The following is a 19,377-nucleotide window of genomic DNA, read 5'->3' as shown; positions in this document are numbered from 1 at the left end:
TGCTGCGTTATCTTCTCAACATGACAAAACATAATCTTTCGAAAATACAACGCTACATAAGAGAACCTGTCAACGGTTTAACCCACGGCCTGGGAGCTATTCTGGCTGTAGTTGGTCTCATTGCACTATTATATGAAGCCGTTTTACAGGATTCCATCAGCCATATTGTAGCCTTTTCCATCTTCGGTGCGAGTATGGTGCTGCTCTATACTTCCAGCTCGTTATACCATTCTCTGCCCGTCAGGGAAAAAGCACTTAAGTTTTTTCAGAAGCTTGACCACAGCATGATCTATGTGTTGATAGCCGGTTCCTATACTCCTATATGCTTGATTGTACTCGAAGGAAATTGGAAATGGGGTATCTTTATCACCGTCTGGAGCCTTGCACTGCTGGGCATCATAAAGAAGTTTTTGTATATGAAAACGCCTCGCTGGATCTCCACGCTCCTTTACCTAGGTATGGGTTGGATGGGTGTCATTTTGTTTCCCACCCTGTTTGAAAAGCTGCCTGCGGCCTTCTTGGGATGGATTATCGCGGGCGGCCTGGCTTACTCGCTGGGTGCCATTATTTACGGACTGGAAAAACCGAACCCCATACCCAACTGGTTCGGACATCATGAAATCTGGCACCTCTTTGTTCTGGCCGGTACCTTTTCACACTTCTGGGCTTTTTATTCCTATCTCTCGGGCTACGGGGTTTAACCTACCCGCATCAAATGCCGCTACTTAATGGAACACGGAAGACACCGGTATAGCTGATAGCCACGGCTTTCTTAATTTGTCCGCTGACTCTATTGTTATATATTTATTATAAGTACATTAATAATAGCTTCTTAGGCAAAGAAATTAGAAAACTAAAAAAGTCAAGAAGAGATAATTAAAACACACTTCTTCTAAGTCCCATAGGGACCTAATGCCGGTAGAAAATATCAAACCTAAAAATCCTTGTGCCGCTAGGTACAACATATAAATAGCAATATGGCCAATACCTACACACAAATTCATATACAAGCTGTATTTGCTGTTCAAAACCGAAAAAGTCTGATTAAAGACCCTTGGAAGGAAGAATTGTACCGATACATAACCGGCATTGTGCAAAATCATTCTCACAAGGTGTTACAGATTAATGGCATGCCGGATCACATTCATATCCTGATCGGAATGCGACCCGCTCAGTCCATTTCAGATTTGATCAAAATCGTCAAACAAGATTCATCTAAATGGATCAATAAGAAAGGGTATTCGGGTCATAAGTTTTCATGGCAGTCAGGATACGGCGCCTTTTCTTATTCTAAGTCTCAGCTGCCTAGGGTGATTAAATATATTCAGAAACAGGAGAAACATCATAGGAAGTTAAGCTTTCAGGAAGAATATCTTAATCTATTGAATTCGCATGGAATCAAATATGATGAACGGTATGTGTTTAAACGGGTAGAATAATTAGATGCTGTACCTACGGCACAGTCACCTGGAGGTGCTTTCTTTTTCTACCGGGATAAAGTCCCTACGGGACATTCTATCCTACCTAAAATAGGTGTTACCTCTACCAAATGGAACACGGAAGACGCGGGTAGAGCTGATTGCTTCCATGTTCTAAGTGTCTAAGTGGTAATCCATGAAACTTAGTTTGCCCGTTAATTCTCTTGTTATATATTTAACAGCTGCCATCCGATAAAAAACATTCACAGACTGAAAGCAGGTGGAACGGCTCACATGAAAAAAATCACAGGTATATTACTCTTTCTGCTCCTGTATGCATCCGCCTCTGCCCAATTTTATCCCACCCAGTATCGCCCGCCCAACTTGCAGTGGCAACAACTTGAGACCCCTCATTTTAAAATCGTGTTTCCCTCCGGTGAAGACTCTGTAGCCTGGCGAACCGGACGTATCCTGGAAAGCGAATACAACAAGGTACAAGATTTGGCTGACGGGAAATTATCCGACTTTCCCGTTATCCTTAACAACTATAACGACCGCTCCAACGGCTTTGTGACGCCGTTTCATTTCCGCTCCGAAATCGAGATTCCCCCAATTAAAGGGAAAGCCCTAAACCCACAATCAGGTAACTGGCTGGAGGCTGTGGAACCCCACGAGCTGGTGCATGCATTGCATTACAGCAACACGGGTGGTTTTGGTATTGGCGGATTGGTAAACCTATTTTCCCCTGACCTTGCCCGATCCTTTCACAGCGCCATTCCTTCCGGTATTACGGAGGGTCTTGCCACATATCATGAAACAGAATTCGTGGCTCCGAATGGTGGAAGGGGCAATCATCCCTATTTCTACAATCAATTCAACGCTGTTTTTGATAGTCAGGAGCGGTGGACCATGGGACAAATGTCCCACTTTCCGGAACACAATCGCCCATTCAACCGGCACTATATCGGCGGTTATGAATTTACTCGGTGGCTCCAAGATACCTACGGCAGGGAAACTACCCGCAAAGCCCTTAACTTCTATATTGACCTGCCCTTCCTGGGATATGGTGTAGCTTTAAAGCATGCCACCGGAAAATGGCCGGCTACGCTATATAATGAATTTGAAAAGTCAGTAGCGGAAGAACGAAGTAAAGATACAATAGCCCAAAAGCCTATACCGACCCTTGGTATTCCATTACAAGGTGCTTCCGTGCACAGACCAAAATGGCTGGACCCAAATACTCTTATTTTCTATGCCTCCTTTTATAATGGGAGCCCCGGGTTTTATACATACGACCTGAACTCCGGAAATCTCACATGCCTTGTCACCACCAACTCGGTGACCGATTACCTCTATGATCTATCCGATGACAAGAGTACTATTACCTACGCCTACTACCGATCCAGTGCGTTGTATGACCGAACCTATCTCTCCGAATTAGTTGAGGTCAACCTCAAGGACCAAAGTCAAAAAAGGCTTTCTCAAAATGGTAGGGTATATGCGCCCGAAATAAGCGGACAAAATACCTATGCGTTGCAGACCTCAGGCGCATCCAGCCGGCTGATACGTTTTAACACCGGAGAGCAAACCTCCAAGGTCATGGTCGATTTGGGTCCGCATCAAATCATTGAGATAGCAGTCAATCCCAAAGAATCCAACCAGTGGGCTGTTATTGTCAATAAAAGGGGCATACAGGGGCTTTGGCTGGTTTCCGAGCAGTCGGTTCAGGAAGACCTTCAACAAGACCCGATTTTGGCGTTTTCTAAAGGATCTATTTATGATATTTCCTGGCATGAAAACGGTGATAAGCTCCTCCTGACCTCTGACCATTCAGGGACCATGCAGATCTATGAGTATGATCTTCAGCAACAACAGCTGGTTCAACTGACACAGAGTAACTACAACGCTTTTGAAGCATCCTACAGCCCTGATGGGAAACGTATTGCCTTCATTCTCCAAAAAGAAAATGAGCAGCTGCCCGCTGTCCTGGAAATGGAATCTTTTGTATACAATGAAGTTGACCCATATTTATGGAAGCCAAACAAAGATAAAGTGGCTTTTATGGAACGCCCCGAGCTCGGTGAACAGGTGGAGACGGAGAGTCAGCAATGGGAGCAGTCATCTTACAAAACTGGCATTTCATGGCTCAAACCCCGGGCAGTTCTGCCGGTAGTCGAGGAAGTCGGGCGTACCGATTCCTACCAGATTGGAGCGACACTTCACAGTGGGAGTCTGATACAGGATCAAGCCTATTCCCTTGAGCTTACCGGTTATGAACAGCGTCTCTGGTATGATTTCAGCTACCGAAACAAGACTTATTACCCCGGTTTTAAGGCAAGCATATTCAGCGAGCCCGCTTTCCGTACCTTAAATTTTTCTTCCGACCAGGGTAATTTCAGTCTTCCGGCCGTGCGCCAGGAGCGAAGCTTCGCATTGAGCGTACCGCTTACCTACAATCTGGAGCGCAATGTTTACTTTTCCTCGTTTACTATTGAACCCGAACTTCGGCGTTCGCAGATACGATACCTGCCAACAGGGAGCGGAAGTGCTTTCTCTGACTTTGGTAACTTGACGATAGGCAACCTTTTCAGCTCCCTTCGGTATAAGCTACAGCAGAATATCCGGGATGTTCAGCCGAATACCGGACTCGTGTTATTCGGCGAAATAGAGCACTATTTTTCCAGTACTGATCTAATATTCAATGTAAACAACCAACAGTTTCGTCAATCATTCCTGAAACCTACCGCACTTCGCGGAGGGTTTTATACCTACCTGTCTCCATTAAAACAATGGAACCAATCCCTAAGAGTCAGCTTGCTCGGAATTACACAAACAGCCGGTGTTTTTGATAACCAGTTTTTGGTTTCGGATGGTTTTTCAGAATCCGTATTCCCTACAGCCAATAACGCACTAAGCCTGGGAACCCGCTATACAGTTCCCTTGATTTTCCCTGATGACGGGGGGCTGCTGTTACCGTTGTACCTGAGTAATATTTACCTGGTCGGTTTTACCAATACCGTTGCGGATGCTTCCGGTCGTATCACACTTGATCAAACCCGGACGGTTATCGGTGCCGGTATTCGCGCCCGTTTCAGACTATCGAACCTGGCTTTGGATATTGGTGTCGGGGTAGGCTATGAGCCAACCAGGGGAAAAACCAATATATTTGTCGGTAATTTTTAAATTGTAGTCTCTTTAGCTAGTATGTCGCTAAACCTATTTTTAACTGTTAGATAGTCAATGGATTAATGAAATTATTTCACAGCTTTTTGGTCATGCTTCTGGCCGTTTCACTTGCTATTATCTCTTGCAACAGCAAACAACCAAAGGAACCTGATCCCGTACGTCGCAAAAGCCCGACAGCCATTGCCTCTGTTAAACATGCCGATACCTATATCAAGGTGGTCTATGGGCAACCCTATAAAAGCGGTAGAGAAATATTCGGTGAGTTGGTTCCCTTTGGAGAGGTTTGGCGGACAGGAGCCAATGAGGCTACCGAAATAACCACTACTAAAGATATACTCTTTTCCGGGGAGCAGCTGGAAGCAGGCACGTACTCTCTGTTTTCCATTCCGGGGGAGGAGAGCTGGACCATCATACTTAACAGCGAGCTGGGACTTTGGGGTGCCTTTGAGTATGATTCTTCAAATGATGTGATGAGAATCGATGCAGATGCCCACCAGACTGAGCAGTCGGACGAAGCCTTTACCATTCAGTTCGAAGAAGTAACCGACGATTCCACAGAGATGGTGATTAAATGGGTACAGACTGAGGTGCGTGTACCTATCACATTCTTATCGGCAGATACGGCAACGTCGTAAATTTATTTAATTCAACTGTTAGGCAATTCGGAAACACTACCTGAATTAACCGATCTGACTTTAGGAAGCCCGTCTCTTGCGAACTTTTTCTATCAGCTCTTGAGGCACTTCCATTTCCATTCTTAGCAATTGGGAGGCGTGGGTTTTACCCTGGGCATCCAATTTAAGGGATACCGTACCGCCGCCACCGAGACTTTGGTGCAACACAAAGTTCAGCGCGCCGATATTAGGCATCTCGTACCGGTCCACATCCCCCTTACAGATGTGCTTCATGTGTTCCTTTACGACATCGGCCGTCAGCTTTTCTTTTAAAAAGGGGTAGACATCCGGGTGGCGTGCAATAATGCCCACGTTGCTGCCGTCGCCCTTGTCGCCACTTCGCCCGTGTGCAATATCAATAAGTTTTGCTTTTGGCATGGGTAATGAAATTCATTGGGTTCTTTTGGATTATATCGGTATGAATATATAGGCTGGCAGTATATGTGACAAGTGGCATCTTATCGTTAATAGCATTGCTTCCGCAGCACAGCTATGGAAGCAGGGTCAGAGATTCAGAATAGTTAGTACCCTATGCCTAGATGTTGTAAAAGGTTTAAGGAGTTCAATTCAATCTCTAAATTATTTTCCTAGTCATCCCGAGCTTGTCGTGGGATCTCATCCGTTTCTGCGGGTCTCTCTCTATCAATATATTTACTTCCAGGCTTGTAAGGAATCCTCCCTAAAAAGATCAAACCTTTAAGCAGACATATTTATTGAAAATACAATGCACACTTATCATCAACGAAAACAAAAAGCTTATTACGTCTATTTCATGACGAGCATTTCAAGAGTGCTTTATATAGGTGTGACTAATAACATTTATGCTCGAGTTCAACGACATAAAAATCCGAAAAATGGAACCTCATTTACTGGTCGATACCGAGTTTATAGACTTGTTTACTGTGAAATATTTAGCAATATCTATGATGCTCTTGACCGTGAAAAACAAATCAAAAAATGGAGGAGAGAAAAGAAGTTGGATTTAATTACTAGTGTTAATCCCTGTTGGAAAGATTTATCACTAGATTAGTTTTGAAAGCCATTAAGTAACGGATGAGATTCCTCCACTACGCCCAACAGACCGCGGGCTTCGGTCGGAATGACTTAAAGATTGCTCCTGCAACAGAGCGGTGGAAGCAAAAGAAGAGATTGTTTTACTCTGCGCCCCTCTGTGTCTACTCTGTGCAACTCTGTGAAATAGCCAACGATGGCTCATCCTTCATTCTTACACAAAAATGACAACTCCTTCTACCACTCTATCGCCGTCTGCTTGGCAAATACCTTGAAGCTGACCGGTTCATGTCCCAACAATTCAGTCAACCTTTCAACATCACCTTCACCGGCTTTTAAACCGTGCTCCTGAAAATAGGCGTACATGTGTCTGAAATCGTACACCATCCAATCCGGCATGTATTGCAGCATCTGCTCCTCCCAGCTGTCCAGATCATTGCCTCCATAAGAGATCGATTTATCGAGCGCCTCACTCCAGATCTCCGCCGTCTGCTCTCCGGTCAGCACCTCGGGGCCAACCAGGTTCAATATTTCATTAGCAGCCTGATCGGTAGTGAGCGCAATGGCTGCGGCTTCGGCGATATCCCTAATATCCACACGGGAAAGTCCAACATCGCCAATTGGCTGCGGGTATACCCCATACTGCAGGATAGCATCCTTAAACCAGTAATCGTTCTGATAAAAATTATTGGCCCGCAGAATAGTATAATCTATTCCCGTTTCCTTGATGGCCTGTTCGATGGGAATTTTTGCACCAAAATGAGGGAGGTGAGGTGCGTCATCCACGTTATGAACCGACAAGTAAACGATCTTTTTAACCCTCTCTGACTTGGCAGCAAGTAGTGCCATGAGCCCTTCACTGCACTCGGTTGGACTAACGGCATTCAACATAAACACCCGGTCTACCTCTTTGAATATCGACCGCAGTGTTTTAGGCTGTAGCAAATCACCTACTACCCCTTCGACTCCTTCCGGCAGCTTTTCAAAATTATCACTGCTCCGTGTAAGAACAACGATTCCTGTTTCTTCAGTTAACAGTTGATTTACTACTTCAGAACCAACTGTTCCGGTCCCGCCAATCACTAAGGTTTTCATAAAGCCTGTATTTAAGTATTAGTTCGTAATGTTCTTTGATGATTCTAGCACAGCCAAACCGGTTAGAGGTTTCCGCTTTCTAACAACACATACTAAAGTGAACATTATCAAAGTCATATAGCTAATGTAATGCTTAAATTGGAATCCTCTGTGTTAGAAATTATGCAGCGATATTCATTTATCTATACCGGTCACTATGTTATCTATGTATAGATATATTTTTCATCTTTTAAATTTTGAGGGATACAATTTTTAGTATGATTATTGAAGCATTCATCCAAAAAAATAATTTCCAATACCATGAAAAATATCGGTTTAGCTCTTGTTATTGTTCTCTTGCTGGCTTCCTGCAGCCAGGACTCCATCGACTCGAATAATGCCGCTTTCGTAACCTATCTGGGCAACGATACCCTTGCCGTTGAACAGTTTGAAAAATCCGGCAATGAAATGAATGCCAAAGTTATCCTTCGCAGCCCGCGTACTACCTTTACCTCTTATGATCTGGTGCTGGATAACACCGGGGCTATTGAGAGCATGACAGCCACCAAGTATTCACTGGATGAAGGTTTCGGTGGAGAAGGGACAACTGTTCAGACCATTGAACGAATGGGAGACAGTCTTCTGGTAGAGGTGAACACTTCGGAAGGCAGCAGAACCTATTCCGTATCATATGAACCAGGTGTTCTACCCTTTATCGATATGGTACACTGGCCCTATGAGCTGGCTCTTGAAAATGCCGCTTCCGTCGACAGGGATACGGTTGACCAGAGGATGCTGACCGGTTCTCGGTTGTCCAGTTTTATCCTGGCTGATATTGAAACCGATTCCATGACTATCCGGCATCCTTTCCGTGGAGTCATGGGCGTCGATGTGAATGAAGACGGGGACCTGCTCTTTCTGGATGCCGGTCTGACAACGCGTAAACTAAAAGTCCATCGCGTGCCTTCGTTGGATATCGAAGCTATTGGCGAAGACTTTGCGGCAAATGATGAAAGCGGTAACCCCTTCGGTGAACTGTCTAGCGCTGAAACCGGTGAATTTTCTTTCAAGGGAGCTAATTTCAGAGTGGAATACGGATCTCCCAAGAAGAGGGGACGTGATCTTTTCGGCGGTATTGTACCGTGGGGGGAACGATGGAGAACCGGGGCTAACCGGGCCACCCATTTCTATACTTCCACAGATTTAACCATCGGTACTCTTACTGTGCCGGCCGGCGAGTATACCCTCTTTACAATTCCGGAGCCGGATGGCGGTACGCTGATGATCAACAAGCAAACCGGACAGAACGGCCAATCCTATGATGCGGACCGTGATCTCGGACGTGTACCGATGGAAATCGACACTAAAGAAGATGTTACCGAGGCCTTTACCATTAATATCGAAGAGACAGAAACCGGGGGTGTACTTCAATTAATTTGGGGAGAAAGCGTCTTCTCCGTTGATTTTACTGTAAACTAGGCAAAAGGAAGGCCTATTATCGTTTCTTCTTGAGGGGTCTCTGATTCCTTAGCTTCACGTGATGAGTATTTACGTTATGAGATCCTTGTATCCTCAGGGATGAAGGGTGCAATAACTGCTTTTTCAATATTACACAGAATGACCCTAAGCTTTGGTAAACTAAAAGCGTAGTGAAAGGCAGCTTAGTCCGCCATCCAGTTTTCGGAATTCAGAGGTATCTGTTGTTACAATGCGGTCGTATCCGGCATCTTCAATTTTCTTCAATGTGGTAGGATACCCTTTTGGAATTATTATGGTAGTATTCACCCAAATGCAATTGGCGGCATAACTCTCTTCCAAAGCAACCTCAATCGTTCGGTAATCTTCTAAGAAGTCAGCATCTTTTAGCTCAGGACCAACAAGCATGGTATCATGCTCTAGGTATGATACCCCGGTCTTAAGATGTAGTAGGTTCTCAAGCTCAACCAGGATAGTGGCAAAACCGAATTTATGAAGGATGGCTTCAAGCTGTCTGGCTCCCTCCTCATTGGTTCGTCCCGAAAGACCAATAAAAAAGCGATTGCCCGCCATCATTACATCACCTGCATCCAGGGTGCCAGGCGGTTGAATCTCAACAATTTCGTCATAAAATTCCCACAACACCTCTTTAATACCTTCTGTTTCACCGCGGCGCGATGGTGCTCCGGGACGTGTAATCACCGCAAACTCAGGCGTGAGCAGAGCAATATCTTCAATGAAAACGGAATCCGGGTATTCTTCAGATGCCTCCAGTTGCATAACCTCTAATCCGCACTCCATTAGCGTTTGCACATAGCTCGCATGTTGTACCAGTGCCTTTTGGTAATCCGGTTCGCCTAGCTTCGCTGATGTTATTCCTTCAACTATATTTTTGCAGGGTTTTCGTACGAGAGCATGGGTAAACATGATATGTAATTGAGTTTTGTCTCAGATTGATAGATAATAAAATCAATGGAATTGATCCTGAAAATATTAAAAATGTCCACGGTCATGTTTGTAATTTGGCAATGGCTCTCCTTCCGGAGCCGCACACAGGACGGAGAAGAGAATATTATTCATAAAACAATCATCCATTGCTTCTGGTACCCGGCTCCGTAATCATTTTAAATATTTAGATATACTCATGATTTAATACACTTCTTTGAAGCAGCCTGTCTACAGTGTAAAATCATTTCTTCTTCCTGCCCAGGTAATGTATCAGTTAAACTCCGGCAAATATCGATGGGGATCGGCCAGTTTCATATCGGGGTGCTGGCTGATGAATTCATTGAAGAAATAAGAGTGTCCGGCCCCATAGACAATCAGGATACGGTCGCCCGGATCTGCGATGGAGGTCAAATTGGCAAAGATGCGCATATTCCTTTTGTACACCGAGGCATTAGGTTCTATCCCTAAATAGTTTTCATCCGCACCGACTTCCATGATCTGCATCCTGGCTTCCTGAATCCGATCTAGATAGGCATCACTGGCCTGCAAAGATAAGATCTGACCAATGGTCTTACTATTGAATAGTATGGAATCCAGTCGCGCATTATCTTTCTGCCACTGTTCCACAAACTCCACAAATTTGGGGTCATTCTTCTTCGCCCATTTTAGTACTTTCTCCATGCCCCATGGCTTCTTATAGTCAATGGCTTGCACCTTTTGATGATCCAACTGTTTTGCAAGGCGAAAGCCAACCTGCTCCCGTTCATTCACCCTTAGCTCATGATTATCATTTCTATAAGCCCGATACAGGCTATCCACGTAGCTACTGTCCTTTCGTTCGAACTCTAGTGCAATTTTATCGGGCCTGAATTCAGCCAGATTATTTACCAGCGTATAAATTTCGCTCTGTTTTTCTTCTGACTCCATATCATAAAATTCAGGTACGCTATTGAAGTGAAAGGAGCCTACTACCAATACTTCTATGGATGGTTCTTCTTGTTCAAAAAACTTCTCTTTAATAAACTGTTCTCCCTCTGTAGTCTGCTGTCCCATAACGGTAACAGGCTCAATCATGAATATGAGGATAAGTAGAAGAGGTATTATACCACGTTCTGTTGTAACATTTATGCCCCAAAGTTTAGCCGTAAAATCGATCATAAGTCTTAATATACGTCTATATTAACCTTTTGATTTATTATGACTTACGAATTGATATAAAGGATGTTACAATTCGCCTAAATAGCTAATCCTGGAATAGGTGAATATGGACTTTTACTTAGACTTCTATAATCGTTCTAACACAAATTTTGAAATCTGAATATCCTGTGTCGCAATTCCGGTTAGATCAGCAACAGTTATTCCCTGCTTTCTAACGTGCCGTTGTTTGGAAGAAATAAATTCCCCGAGCTCTATCACCGATTTTTCTTTGAGTTCTCCTGCCTGAATAACTTTATGCAGTTCCCCATGCTCCCGGCACTGCTCTGCTGAATCTACAACCAGGAGCTTAGCCTGCTTAAGAATATCGGGATCCAACTCCTGTTTGCCTGTGGTATCAGCCCCAACAGCGGTAATATGTACATCTTGACGCAGGTCTCCCGCATCTAATACCGGAGTAGTGGAAGGAGTAACGGTTACTATCAGATTACACTCTCTCGCTACTTCTGCGGCACTTAATGTCGTTTCAATCTCAAAACCGTACGAGCTCATCTCTTTCTTATAAGCCAATAGACTCTCTTCAGATCTTCCCCAAACCAATACTTTTGTGCAATCTATACTATGCTTTAAAAACCGAAGCTGCATTCTTGCCTGAATGCCGGACCCAATAATTCCAATTGCATCTACCTTAGCGGGAGCCAGATACTTTGCGGCAACAGCGCCTGCCAGACCGGTCCTGATATCAGTCAGATAACCTTCATCCATCAAAATGGCTTTGATCTGTCCGGTATTTTGACTGAACACAAGATTGAGCCCGTTACTAGAGCTGATACCCAGAGAAGGATTTTTATAGAACCCGGATGCAATTTTTATAACATAAACAGGATCGTCTTTGATATAACCGTATTTGATATGAACATCTCCGGGAGGTGAATCAAAGGTAAGGGTTCCAACTGGCGGAATTACCGCATTTCCGGAAGAATACGCGGTAAAGGCCTTTTCCATACACCTAATCAGCTCAAGTATTTCAGCCCGATCGATAATTTGTTTAATTCTTTTCTTGTGGATGACTGACTCCATACGGAAATTTTTAAATGATTGTAATTGGGACTACTATCTCCCAGAATGCAATTTAATCATTTCAGCTGTACGATTGGCACTTTCTACGGCTCCATCCATATAACCGGGAAATTCACTTGCCGTTTCAGAACCTGAAAGCAGCAGCTTTCCATCCCAGTAAGACTGCTTGAAAATGGGGTTCCCATTATTCTGATGCGGTAGAATCGGCTCTCCATATTCTGCAAAGGTGAATGGCTCATGACGCCAAACGGTTTCACGATAGCTAAGATAACTTAGGGCCTGTTCCCCATATATACTTTCCAATTTTTTGAGTACCAGACGCTTTCTCTCTTCTTCCGAAACAGTATGATAGGCATCCTTCAAAAATCCTTTCAGAGCATAGCCTAATCCGGTGGTTGCTGAGTGATCGTACATTTCCGGTATCGGACCGGTGTTACTGAAGAGGGTCCCGCTGATATTATTTTCCTTCCAAAATGGTTCTGGATAACTAAGTCCAAACTTGATGGATTCAGCCATCCAGGTATGCGTCTTCTTTGCCGTTTCAACAAGCGACCCAGGCAAGGAGGGATCAAATTTAATGCTTTCAACAAACAGTTTTGGGGGAATGGTAATGACGACATGATCGACCTCCAAGCTGCGATCTGTGGTTTTAACCAAACATGTATCCCTAGTGTTCAGAATAGTTAGAACCGCTTCTCCCATAATCAGATCGCCGGACTCAAGTGAATCAACCAGCGCTTCTATAAGGCCGCTGCTTCCCTCTGCAATTCGGTAGCTCGGTTCATCATTAGGCGGAAGCGTAACCAGCTGGGGCGGACTTGTTGAAATCGGTTCGTAATAAGCGCGTTCACCCATATACTGCTCTGTTATTTCCAGCCCAAGTTCTTGAAGCAGTCCAATCAGGTTTCCATGTTTCTTGCCCAACCAGGTAGCTCCCATGTCTATGGGTGGTTCATCATCTTCTTCAAAAGTAAATATTCTTCCTCCCGGCCGATCTCTTGCTTCAAGAACCGAAACCTCCAAGCCGGTATTTCGAAGACGATAAGCCAGCGTTAAACCGCTTAGCCCTGCTCCTATTATTGCTATAGATGTATTTTTCACTACTATATTCTGGTTCCCGTATTGCTCTTTCGAATTGTTGATTCCTTCACTTCCCATCTCCAAAAAACATTAAGGAACTTCTAATGTAAAGGGTTCGCTTTTCATTCGTCATACATGCGAAAGAACTTTAAAAGATGTATACAACCATTGACGTCCGACTGATTGCGGTCAGAAACGTCCAACAAAATGAGCACTTATGATAGAGCTAATTCAAAATATAAATACTGACCAGTTTGTGATACTTTTTTTAATTGGACTGATGCTGGCATGCGGCTCTATTGTCTTTTTAATTGATAAATTTATACCGCGTAAAAAGAAGCATTTGTAAGCAACGAGTTTGGTTTATCGGTGGTACATAGAACACCGGTGTTTAGGAGTGAATCCCGGCCATTGAAAGGCCGGGATTTTTTTATGTCCAAAATCTTTTCTTATCCATTATCTCATTGAAAAGAGGTCTCATCCAGTGAGGAATTCTCCTTGAAAAATCGCATTATTTCAAGGTTTAAATCATATATGAGAATGGTATCTCTTTGCTCACTGCCCATCTGACAAGCAATAGCATCCAGGTAACCGCAAATTTTATTAATCTCTTTTCTTGGTGGAAACTTATGTTCAAGGTGAGAAGCCATCAAATCATAATAGGGGATATTATCAATGACGGTTTCAAGCTGGGAGGAAAGGTTTTGCAGTCGCTTTGATAATTTTGAATGGCAGCATGAGACGTCATAGAATGCTTCTCTATGATCTGTAATAAACGTACGTATTTCTCTCAGTACCGCACGATAATTCGATACCGGTCTGGCGGTTAAATCCATAAAAACAGCCTAAACTCCAACGTATATTAGGTAGTCGTTTTTGTACTCCCGAATGTGACGTAACTATTTTTTTAGCAGTCACTTGTCAATCTTAATGAAACTCTGTACTCAAAACAATATTTATCGAAACCGGATAAAAATTTTCTATCGTTATTTATAATCCTTTTAAGAAATTCTTCTCAATACTGATTAGGGCTCACAAATCTGGTTACATTCTCTTTTCTTTGTTTGCGATGCTTGGTCTTTCTTCCACTGACTCTCTTTCTCCACATCTTGTAACTGGAGCTTGTAAGCTCTTTTCGCATGAGCTCTATGGTTTCCTGCTCACTTAAGCCAAATTGGTATTCAATAGCACCGAAGGGCGTTCGATCTTCCCAGGCCATTTCAATAATTCTGCACTTTTCTGCCTGACTAATTTTTTTTTCGGAACTCATCTCAAGAAACGTGTTTGATCTGTTTTCATTAATATGATCAAACCCCAATGAGCTCTTTTACATTCCTACAAGCTAACCGGAGACATTTTCTTCGGTGTTGCCTCCTGACTCGATTTCTCTCACCCGGTAAACTTTCCCGGCAGAATCCCGATATTTTTGCTCATCTATTCTGAATAATTCCAATCTCTCTGCTTGATCACTTTTATCGTTTTCATCCGTTTTCAGTTTCATCAGTATGGGAATCGTAAGGGTTTCCAATCCCACCAAAATACCCACAGCGGCCATTATTCTAAAGTAGGTTACATTTTCCAGTTCCAGCCAAATTGCAAAAATAATTTGAAGTGCCAGTATACAAATAGAGAGAGCCGTTACAGCCTGTACCCACTTGTGCCGCTTTTCCAGTTCGGGCAGTGCCAGTAAAAAAGAGTGAGCAAATGCAAAGGAAGCGGTAATTAATGAGCCTATTAATTTAACCCATGTATCTCCTATCAGGGAAGCCCAGATCACCAATAACAGCAGAACAACAGTGATGGCAGAAGTAATTAAACCACTAAGACCTACCACCATCATCTTTTTGCGCTCAATAAATGCGGCGCAAGACATAGCGCAGATACTGCCAATGGAGATGGTAAAGGTAGTAGCCAGTATGCGCTGCTGCAATTCACCAAATTCGTTGGAAAAGACAACCACAATTGCTATCACAGCAGTTAGAACCAAAAAACCGATAAAAAATTTCAGCAGCAGCTTTCTTATCCTTTCAAAATCCATACATATAATCCCTCTTTTGAGCTATTGAATAGAGTAAACTATCGGAAATGCCACCAACAGCAAACCTCGATGACTTTTAAAAATAATTCATTTAGGTTTCAAAGAGGATTATGTTACTGCCAGACCCCTTTTGTAGGCGAGCTTTTTAGCTCACAACCTCACCGACCTCAACCATTTCCCCACTCGGTATACCTGCTTCCTTTTGGACTCGGTCAATAGCATCGGGTGATATGACAGCAATCAGTCCGATTCCCAGATTGAAAGTCGCTCGCATATCCTCTTCAGGAACATTTCCCAGATCCTTGATGAGATTAAAGATCGGTGGACGCTTCCAGGAATCCCAGTCGATATCCAGTTTTAAATTATCAGGCAAAATACGCTTGGTATTACCCACTATTCCTCCCCCCGTGATGTGAGAAAATCCATGAACACCTTCCTGATCACGAAATTCTCGGATAATCGGTAAATATGACTTGTGTATAGCCAGCATAGCTTCTCCCACTGTTCCACCCAACTCTTCTACCCGGTCATTCACCCCATATTTGCTGAGGAGTACCTTACGAGCAAGAGAGTACCCGTTGGTATGCAACCCCGTACTGGGAAAGCCTATCAGCAGATCACCTTCTTGGATAGCTTCTCCATTGATTACTTTCGAGCGGTCTACCATCCCCACAATGGTACCCGCTAAATCAAACTCGCCTTCACTGTAAATGTCAGGCATTTCTGCTGTTTCCCCGCCAATCAATGCTACACCGTTTTCCTTGCAAGCTGTAGCAAAACCTTTTACGACCTGGTAACCGACCTCTTTCTCCAGTTTGCCGGTAGAAAAATAATCCAGAAAAAATAAGGGCTCTGCACCGCAAACAGCGATGTCATTTACACAGTGGTTGACCAGATCCTGTCCAACGGTATCGTACTTTCCGGTTTTAAAAGCTACAATCAGTTTGGTCCCGACACCGTCAACACTGCTCACAAATACCGGATCTTCGTATTGGGACAGATCCGGCCTGAAGAATCCGCCAAAACCACCAATATTGCTTAGTACGGCATCACTATGGGTCTCTTTGACCACATCCTTGATGGATTCCACCATCTCTTCCCCGGCCTTAATGTCCACGCCGGAATCTTTGTAGGTGAAACTCTTTGGAGGTTTCTCGCTCATAATACCTTTTACCAGTTTTTTCTTTCTTTCAAAGTAGTGATATGGGCCAGGTGGTGATTTCCATGCCATGCATAGTGAGCTGTAAGCAGTTTTAAACTCATTTCACCATTCTCAGGGTGACGCAGTGTTTTATCCCAGTCTTCCTTCGAAACAAATTCAAGCACTCTCACCCAACGCTTATGGACACCTCGAATGATATTCAAAGATACCTCAATCGGCAGATCATTATCTCTGAGTTCTGACCAGGATTTCTCATCATAAGCCTTTATCTCAGGATTTTCTTCTGTCAGTAAAAGCTTTACTCGAACAATGGCATTCATGTGACTGTCAGCCAGGTGATGAACAACCTGTTTTACAGTCCAGCCGCCTTCACGATATCGTGTCTTAACCTGATCTTCGGAGAGACCTAAAACAGCATTTTCCAAACGATCGGGTAACCGGTCAATATCCGACATCCATTCAGTGATCTCCCTGGATCCCGAAGTTTGATCATACTTAAATTTTCCTATCGGATATCTTAATTGGTCCATTTGGTTCTACACAATTTTGACTGAAACGAAGCTTAAATATAGAAATATTGAATCACCTTTATAAGGAATATTTCTCCACATTATCCACCGGAAGATTCTAAAAACAATAAGATTATATAATTTGTAGTACATAGTAGAGGCTGTGGAAATGTTGACAAAAAAGATCTCTACTTTTGAGTAAATTGATGTGAGCGTGATGTTGATAATATTGTTAATAAATCTGTCTTGTTTCTTAATGGTTTAGCGGTAAGATCATGAAGTTATCAACAGGAAGAGAGAGCAAAGTAAATGTCAAGAATTTCTTTTATACATTGGTTTTGAACTGTATAACTTGTTGATAACTGTTCAAAAGTGTTGAACCCTGTGGAGAATTTTTGTTGGTTTCGGAATTGAACTCTCAATTAACATTTATCAACATAGTAATCAACATACTTATCAACAGGGGTTTTTATGAAAGTTGTGCTGCAAAGAGCAAAAAATGCGTCAGTTAGTGTGGACGATGAAGAGGTTGGTGAGATCACCTCGGGACTTGTTTTACTGGTTGGAATCCACGAAGACGATACGGAAGAGGATATGGAATGGATCTGTGACAAGATACTAAAGATGCGCATTTTCGATGATGAGGATGGAAAAATGAATCTTTCTATACAGGATGTGGGAGGGGAGTTGCTGGTAATCTCGCAATTTACGCTTTACGGGGATGCATCTAAGGGAAACAGACCCAGTTATATTGAAGCGGCGGGACCGAAAAAGGCGAAAAAATTGTATAACCGGATGATTGAATACTTTGAGGATAATTCAGATTTAAAGGTAGAATCCGGCACCTTCGGCGCCTACATGGATGTCAGGCTAACCAACGACGGCCCGGTTACAATCATACTGGATAAATAATTAATTGCAAGCAGCAAATTACAAACAAGCAACAAATACAAATAATTAGTGCTATAAATTTTAAAATTAAGCATTGTTATTTGTTTGTATTTTGAATGTTGGGATTTGAATTTTACTAATTAAATGTCTGTCATATTTCTATTTATTGATGGCGTCGGTTTGGGGGATGAGGAGGCTCATAACCCTTTTGTAAAAAACAGCTATGACGCCTTTGCTCGCATGACCGACGGCCAGGCATTTACCCATAAGGCGGAACCCTTTCTCAATGGAAAACACCTCTTTAAGCCGGTCGATGCCACCCTTGGCATTGAAGGATTACCGCAGAGCGGTACCGGTCAGACAGCTCTTTTTACCGGAGAAAATGCACCCGGAAAAATAGGCAAGCATTTCGGGCCATTCCCGCATTCGGGTATCAAGCATCTGTTGAGGGAGCAGAGTATTTTTAACAAGGCGCAGAAACAGAGTTGCTCCTGTCATTTTATGAATGCCTATCCCGATATCTTTTTTGAGAAATCCGGGAAGCGAAATCGATGGAGCTGTACCACTCTAATGGCTAAAAGTGCCGGACTTCCTTTGAATAATACCGAATCCGTAAAAAAGGAGAATGCTATCACTGCCGGTATAACCCAGCAGGGGTGGCGGGAAAAACTGAATATAGAGATACCGGAAATAGATCCCGAAAAGGCGGCCCAAAGGTTACTGGAAAAAGGAAAATATTATGATCTCATATTGTATGAATATTACCTAACAGACAAGGCGGGTCACAGCCAGAATCACGAAGATGCGCAAAGAGTGCTCTCAATCTATAACCGGTTTTTATCGGAGTTAATACGAACTAAAAGAACTGAAGAAACACTCGTGTTAAGTAGTGACCACGGAAATGTAGAAGACCTATCCACTAAAACCCATACTTTTAATCAGGTTCCTCTGTTTGTATATGGTCCGGGAGCATCGGCTTTCGAAGATGCCGAAAGTATTATGGATATCACTCCGGGCATCCTAAATATATTGGAACACGGCTAATACAGATTTATGTGATCCTTGTTCTATTCATAAGGGTCTTCAGCCAGAGCCTTCTTGATTCGACTGAAGATCTCATCAATGGATCCTACTCCATACACTTCTTTCACAACTTCCTGTCCCTTATAATAATCCAGAACGGGTTGGGTTTCTTCCCAGTAAACGCTGAGTCTTTTTTTGACGCCTTCTTCGGTATCGTCTGAACGACCCTCACCGCGGCTTAGAATTCGTTTTATCAATTCTTTTTCCGGTACCTTCAGCATCAGGAAAGCATCCAGTTCTTCATTATTTTCATCCAAAATATCGTCGAAAGCTTCTGCCTGGGCAACCGTACGAGGGAAACCATCCAGAATATATCCGTCATCGTAGCGGCTCTTTTGAAGCTCCTCAGCTACCAGGTCGACAACCGTTTCATCCGGAACAAGTTCTCCGGCATCTAGAATGGATTTCACTTTTTCTCCAAGGTCGGTTTCGTTTTTAATAGCATTGCGGAAGATTTCACCGGTAGAGAGATGGGGGATATCGTACTCATCCTTGATAAGCTTCGCCTGTGTACCTTTTCCTGCGCCCGGTGGGCCAAAAATGATAATCCTCATGAAGTTAACTGATTGATTTTGGGAATAGTAATTTATTG

Annotated in this window: 20 protein-coding genes; 8 read left to right on the top strand and 12 right to left on the bottom strand. The window is 43.3% G+C overall.

All coding sequences use genetic code 11. The annotated features are described in order from the left end of the window. Positions 1-20: 20 nt before the first annotated feature. The 4 genes from trhA (at position 21) to G3570_RS14805 (ending at position 5,239) form a co-directional block, all read left to right on the top strand. Complete coding sequence (gene trhA / locus G3570_RS14820) at positions 21-701, top strand: PAQR family membrane homeostasis protein TrhA (RefSeq protein WP_165143607.1); 681 nt, start codon at positions 21-23, stop codon at positions 699-701. 276 nt (positions 702-977) lie between these two features. After that, on the top strand, positions 978-1,439 hold the full coding sequence (gene tnpA, locus G3570_RS14815; protein WP_165143606.1) for an IS200/IS605 family transposase: 462 nt from the start codon (positions 978-980) through the stop codon (positions 1,437-1,439). A 273-nt stretch (positions 1,440-1,712) separates the two neighbouring features. After that, positions 1,713-4,601, top strand: a complete 2,889-nt coding sequence (locus G3570_RS14810; protein ID WP_165143605.1) for a PD40 domain-containing protein — start codon at positions 1,713-1,715, stop codon at positions 4,599-4,601. A 65-nt stretch (positions 4,602-4,666) separates the two neighbouring features. After that, positions 4,667-5,239 (top strand): DUF2911 domain-containing protein, encoded by a 573-nt coding sequence (locus G3570_RS14805; protein ID WP_165143604.1) that lies wholly within the window; start codon positions 4,667-4,669, stop codon positions 5,237-5,239. A 60-nt stretch (positions 5,240-5,299) separates the two neighbouring features. Here the strand turns inward: G3570_RS14805 and G3570_RS14800 are convergent, their stop codons facing one another. After that, positions 5,300-5,656 (bottom strand): AtuA-related protein, encoded by a 357-nt coding sequence (locus G3570_RS14800; RefSeq protein WP_165143603.1) that lies wholly within the window; start codon positions 5,654-5,656, stop codon positions 5,300-5,302. Between the two features lie 346 nt (positions 5,657-6,002). Between G3570_RS14800 and G3570_RS14795 the strand changes: the two genes are divergently transcribed. After that, entirely contained in the window at positions 6,003-6,308 is a 306-nt protein-coding gene (locus G3570_RS14795; protein ID WP_165143602.1) for a GIY-YIG nuclease family protein, read from the top strand. A gap of 218 nt (positions 6,309-6,526) precedes the next feature. Here G3570_RS14795 and G3570_RS14790 read toward each other — a convergent pair whose 3' ends face one another. Beyond that, positions 6,527-7,384 carry an SDR family oxidoreductase gene (locus G3570_RS14790; RefSeq protein WP_165143601.1) on the bottom strand — a complete coding sequence of 286 codons (858 nt, stop codon included), beginning with the start codon at positions 7,382-7,384 and terminating at the stop codon, positions 6,527-6,529. A 300-nt stretch (positions 7,385-7,684) separates the two neighbouring features. Here G3570_RS14790 and G3570_RS14785 point away from each other — a divergent pair, with 300 nt between their 5' ends. Then, complete coding sequence (locus tag G3570_RS14785; protein WP_165143600.1) at positions 7,685-8,842, top strand: DUF2911 domain-containing protein; 1,158 nt, start codon at positions 7,685-7,687, stop codon at positions 8,840-8,842. A gap of 159 nt (positions 8,843-9,001) precedes the next feature. Here G3570_RS14785 and G3570_RS14780 read toward each other — a convergent pair whose 3' ends face one another. From G3570_RS14780 to G3570_RS14740, 9 genes are all read right to left on the bottom strand, one after another. After that, on the bottom strand, positions 9,002-9,766 hold the full coding sequence (locus G3570_RS14780; protein WP_165143599.1) for a dimethylarginine dimethylaminohydrolase family protein: 765 nt from the start codon (positions 9,764-9,766) through the stop codon (positions 9,002-9,004). A 291-nt stretch (positions 9,767-10,057) separates the two neighbouring features. Then, positions 10,058-10,945 carry a DUF5694 domain-containing protein gene (locus G3570_RS14775; protein ID WP_165143598.1) on the bottom strand — a complete coding sequence of 296 codons (888 nt, stop codon included), beginning with the start codon at positions 10,943-10,945 and terminating at the stop codon, positions 10,058-10,060. Positions 10,946-11,071: 126 nt separating this feature from the next. Next, complete coding sequence (locus G3570_RS14770) at positions 11,072-12,022, bottom strand: Rossmann-fold NAD(P)-binding domain-containing protein (RefSeq protein ID WP_165143597.1); 951 nt, start codon at positions 12,020-12,022, stop codon at positions 11,072-11,074. Positions 12,023-12,055: 33 nt separating this feature from the next. Next, positions 12,056-13,180 carry a flavin monoamine oxidase family protein gene (locus G3570_RS14765; protein ID WP_249067147.1) on the bottom strand — a complete coding sequence of 375 codons (1,125 nt, stop codon included), beginning with the start codon at positions 13,178-13,180 and terminating at the stop codon, positions 12,056-12,058. Positions 13,181-13,563: 383 nt separating this feature from the next. Continuing rightward, the gene (locus G3570_RS14760; RefSeq protein WP_165143595.1) at positions 13,564-13,938 is read right to left on the bottom strand and encodes a hypothetical protein; all 375 of its coding nucleotides are present in this window, start codon (positions 13,936-13,938) and stop codon (positions 13,564-13,566) included. 179 nt (positions 13,939-14,117) lie between these two features. Next, entirely contained in the window at positions 14,118-14,372 is a 255-nt protein-coding gene (locus tag G3570_RS14755) for a TIGR03643 family protein (protein ID WP_165143594.1), read from the bottom strand. A 72-nt stretch (positions 14,373-14,444) separates the two neighbouring features. Then, complete coding sequence (locus tag G3570_RS14750; protein WP_165143593.1) at positions 14,445-15,140, bottom strand: hypothetical protein; 696 nt, start codon at positions 15,138-15,140, stop codon at positions 14,445-14,447. Between the two features lie 145 nt (positions 15,141-15,285). Further along, entirely contained in the window at positions 15,286-16,302 is a 1,017-nt protein-coding gene (purM, locus tag G3570_RS14745; RefSeq protein ID WP_165143592.1) for a phosphoribosylformylglycinamidine cyclo-ligase, read from the bottom strand. Between the two features lie 8 nt (positions 16,303-16,310). Further along, complete coding sequence (locus G3570_RS14740) at positions 16,311-16,832, bottom strand: YfiT family bacillithiol transferase (RefSeq protein WP_165143591.1); 522 nt, start codon at positions 16,830-16,832, stop codon at positions 16,311-16,313. 450 nt (positions 16,833-17,282) lie between these two features. Between G3570_RS14740 and dtd the strand changes: the two genes are divergently transcribed. Next, the gene (gene dtd, locus G3570_RS14735; protein ID WP_165143590.1) at positions 17,283-17,723 is read left to right on the top strand and encodes a D-aminoacyl-tRNA deacylase; all 441 of its coding nucleotides are present in this window, start codon (positions 17,283-17,285) and stop codon (positions 17,721-17,723) included. A 123-nt stretch (positions 17,724-17,846) separates the two neighbouring features. Further along, a complete protein-coding gene (locus G3570_RS14730; protein WP_165143589.1) occupies positions 17,847-18,746 on the top strand; it encodes an alkaline phosphatase family protein in 900 nt (299 codons plus the stop codon). A gap of 23 nt (positions 18,747-18,769) precedes the next feature. Here the strand turns inward: G3570_RS14730 and G3570_RS14725 are convergent, their stop codons facing one another. After that, entirely contained in the window at positions 18,770-19,339 is a 570-nt protein-coding gene (locus G3570_RS14725) for an adenylate kinase (protein WP_165143588.1), read from the bottom strand. Positions 19,340-19,377: the final 38 nt, after the last annotated feature.

It is taken from the genome of Halalkalibaculum roseum (assembly GCF_011059145.1).
In the GTDB taxonomy this organism is placed as follows: Bacteria; Bacteroidota; Rhodothermia; order Balneolales; family Balneolaceae; genus Halalkalibaculum; species Halalkalibaculum roseum.
This window is presented reverse-complemented; position numbering and strand designations above follow the sequence as displayed.

Bases quoted from the DNA above. Each gene is read 5' to 3' on its own strand.
- trhA (WP_165143607.1), top strand. From the start codon at position 21: ATGACAAAACATAATCTTTCGAAAATACAACGCTACATAAGAGAACCT.
- tnpA (WP_165143606.1), top strand. From the start codon at position 978: ATGGCCAATACCTACACACAAATTCATATACAAGCTGTATTTGCTGTT.
- G3570_RS14810 (WP_165143605.1), top strand. From the start codon at position 1,713: ATGAAAAAAATCACAGGTATATTACTCTTTCTGCTCCTGTATGCATCC.
- G3570_RS14805 (WP_165143604.1), top strand. From the start codon at position 4,667: ATGAAATTATTTCACAGCTTTTTGGTCATGCTTCTGGCCGTTTCACTT.
- G3570_RS14800 (WP_165143603.1), bottom strand. From the start codon at position 5,656: ATGCCAAAAGCAAAACTTATTGATATTGCACACGGGCGAAGTGGCGAC.
- G3570_RS14795 (WP_165143602.1), top strand. From the start codon at position 6,003: ATGCACACTTATCATCAACGAAAACAAAAAGCTTATTACGTCTATTTC.
- G3570_RS14790 (WP_165143601.1), bottom strand. From the start codon at position 7,384: ATGAAAACCTTAGTGATTGGCGGGACCGGAACAGTTGGTTCTGAAGTA.
- G3570_RS14785 (WP_165143600.1), top strand. From the start codon at position 7,685: ATGAAAAATATCGGTTTAGCTCTTGTTATTGTTCTCTTGCTGGCTTCC.
- G3570_RS14780 (WP_165143599.1), bottom strand. From the start codon at position 9,766: ATGTTTACCCATGCTCTCGTACGAAAACCCTGCAAAAATATAGTTGAA.
- G3570_RS14775 (WP_165143598.1), bottom strand. From the start codon at position 10,945: ATGATCGATTTTACGGCTAAACTTTGGGGCATAAATGTTACAACAGAA.
- G3570_RS14770 (WP_165143597.1), bottom strand. From the start codon at position 12,022: ATGGAGTCAGTCATCCACAAGAAAAGAATTAAACAAATTATCGATCGG.
- G3570_RS14765 (WP_249067147.1), bottom strand. From the start codon at position 13,180: ATGGGAAGTGAAGGAATCAACAATTCGAAAGAGCAATACGGGAACCAG.
- G3570_RS14760 (WP_165143595.1), bottom strand. From the start codon at position 13,938: ATGGATTTAACCGCCAGACCGGTATCGAATTATCGTGCGGTACTGAGA.
- G3570_RS14755 (WP_165143594.1), bottom strand. From the start codon at position 14,372: ATGAGTTCCGAAAAAAAAATTAGTCAGGCAGAAAAGTGCAGAATTATT.
- G3570_RS14750 (WP_165143593.1), bottom strand. From the start codon at position 15,140: ATGGATTTTGAAAGGATAAGAAAGCTGCTGCTGAAATTTTTTATCGGT.
- purM (WP_165143592.1), bottom strand. From the start codon at position 16,302: ATGAGCGAGAAACCTCCAAAGAGTTTCACCTACAAAGATTCCGGCGTG.
- G3570_RS14740 (WP_165143591.1), bottom strand. From the start codon at position 16,832: ATGGACCAATTAAGATATCCGATAGGAAAATTTAAGTATGATCAAACT.
- dtd (WP_165143590.1), top strand. From the start codon at position 17,283: ATGAAAGTTGTGCTGCAAAGAGCAAAAAATGCGTCAGTTAGTGTGGAC.
- G3570_RS14730 (WP_165143589.1), top strand. From the start codon at position 17,847: ATGTCTGTCATATTTCTATTTATTGATGGCGTCGGTTTGGGGGATGAG.
- G3570_RS14725 (WP_165143588.1), bottom strand. From the start codon at position 19,339: ATGAGGATTATCATTTTTGGCCCACCGGGCGCAGGAAAAGGTACACAG.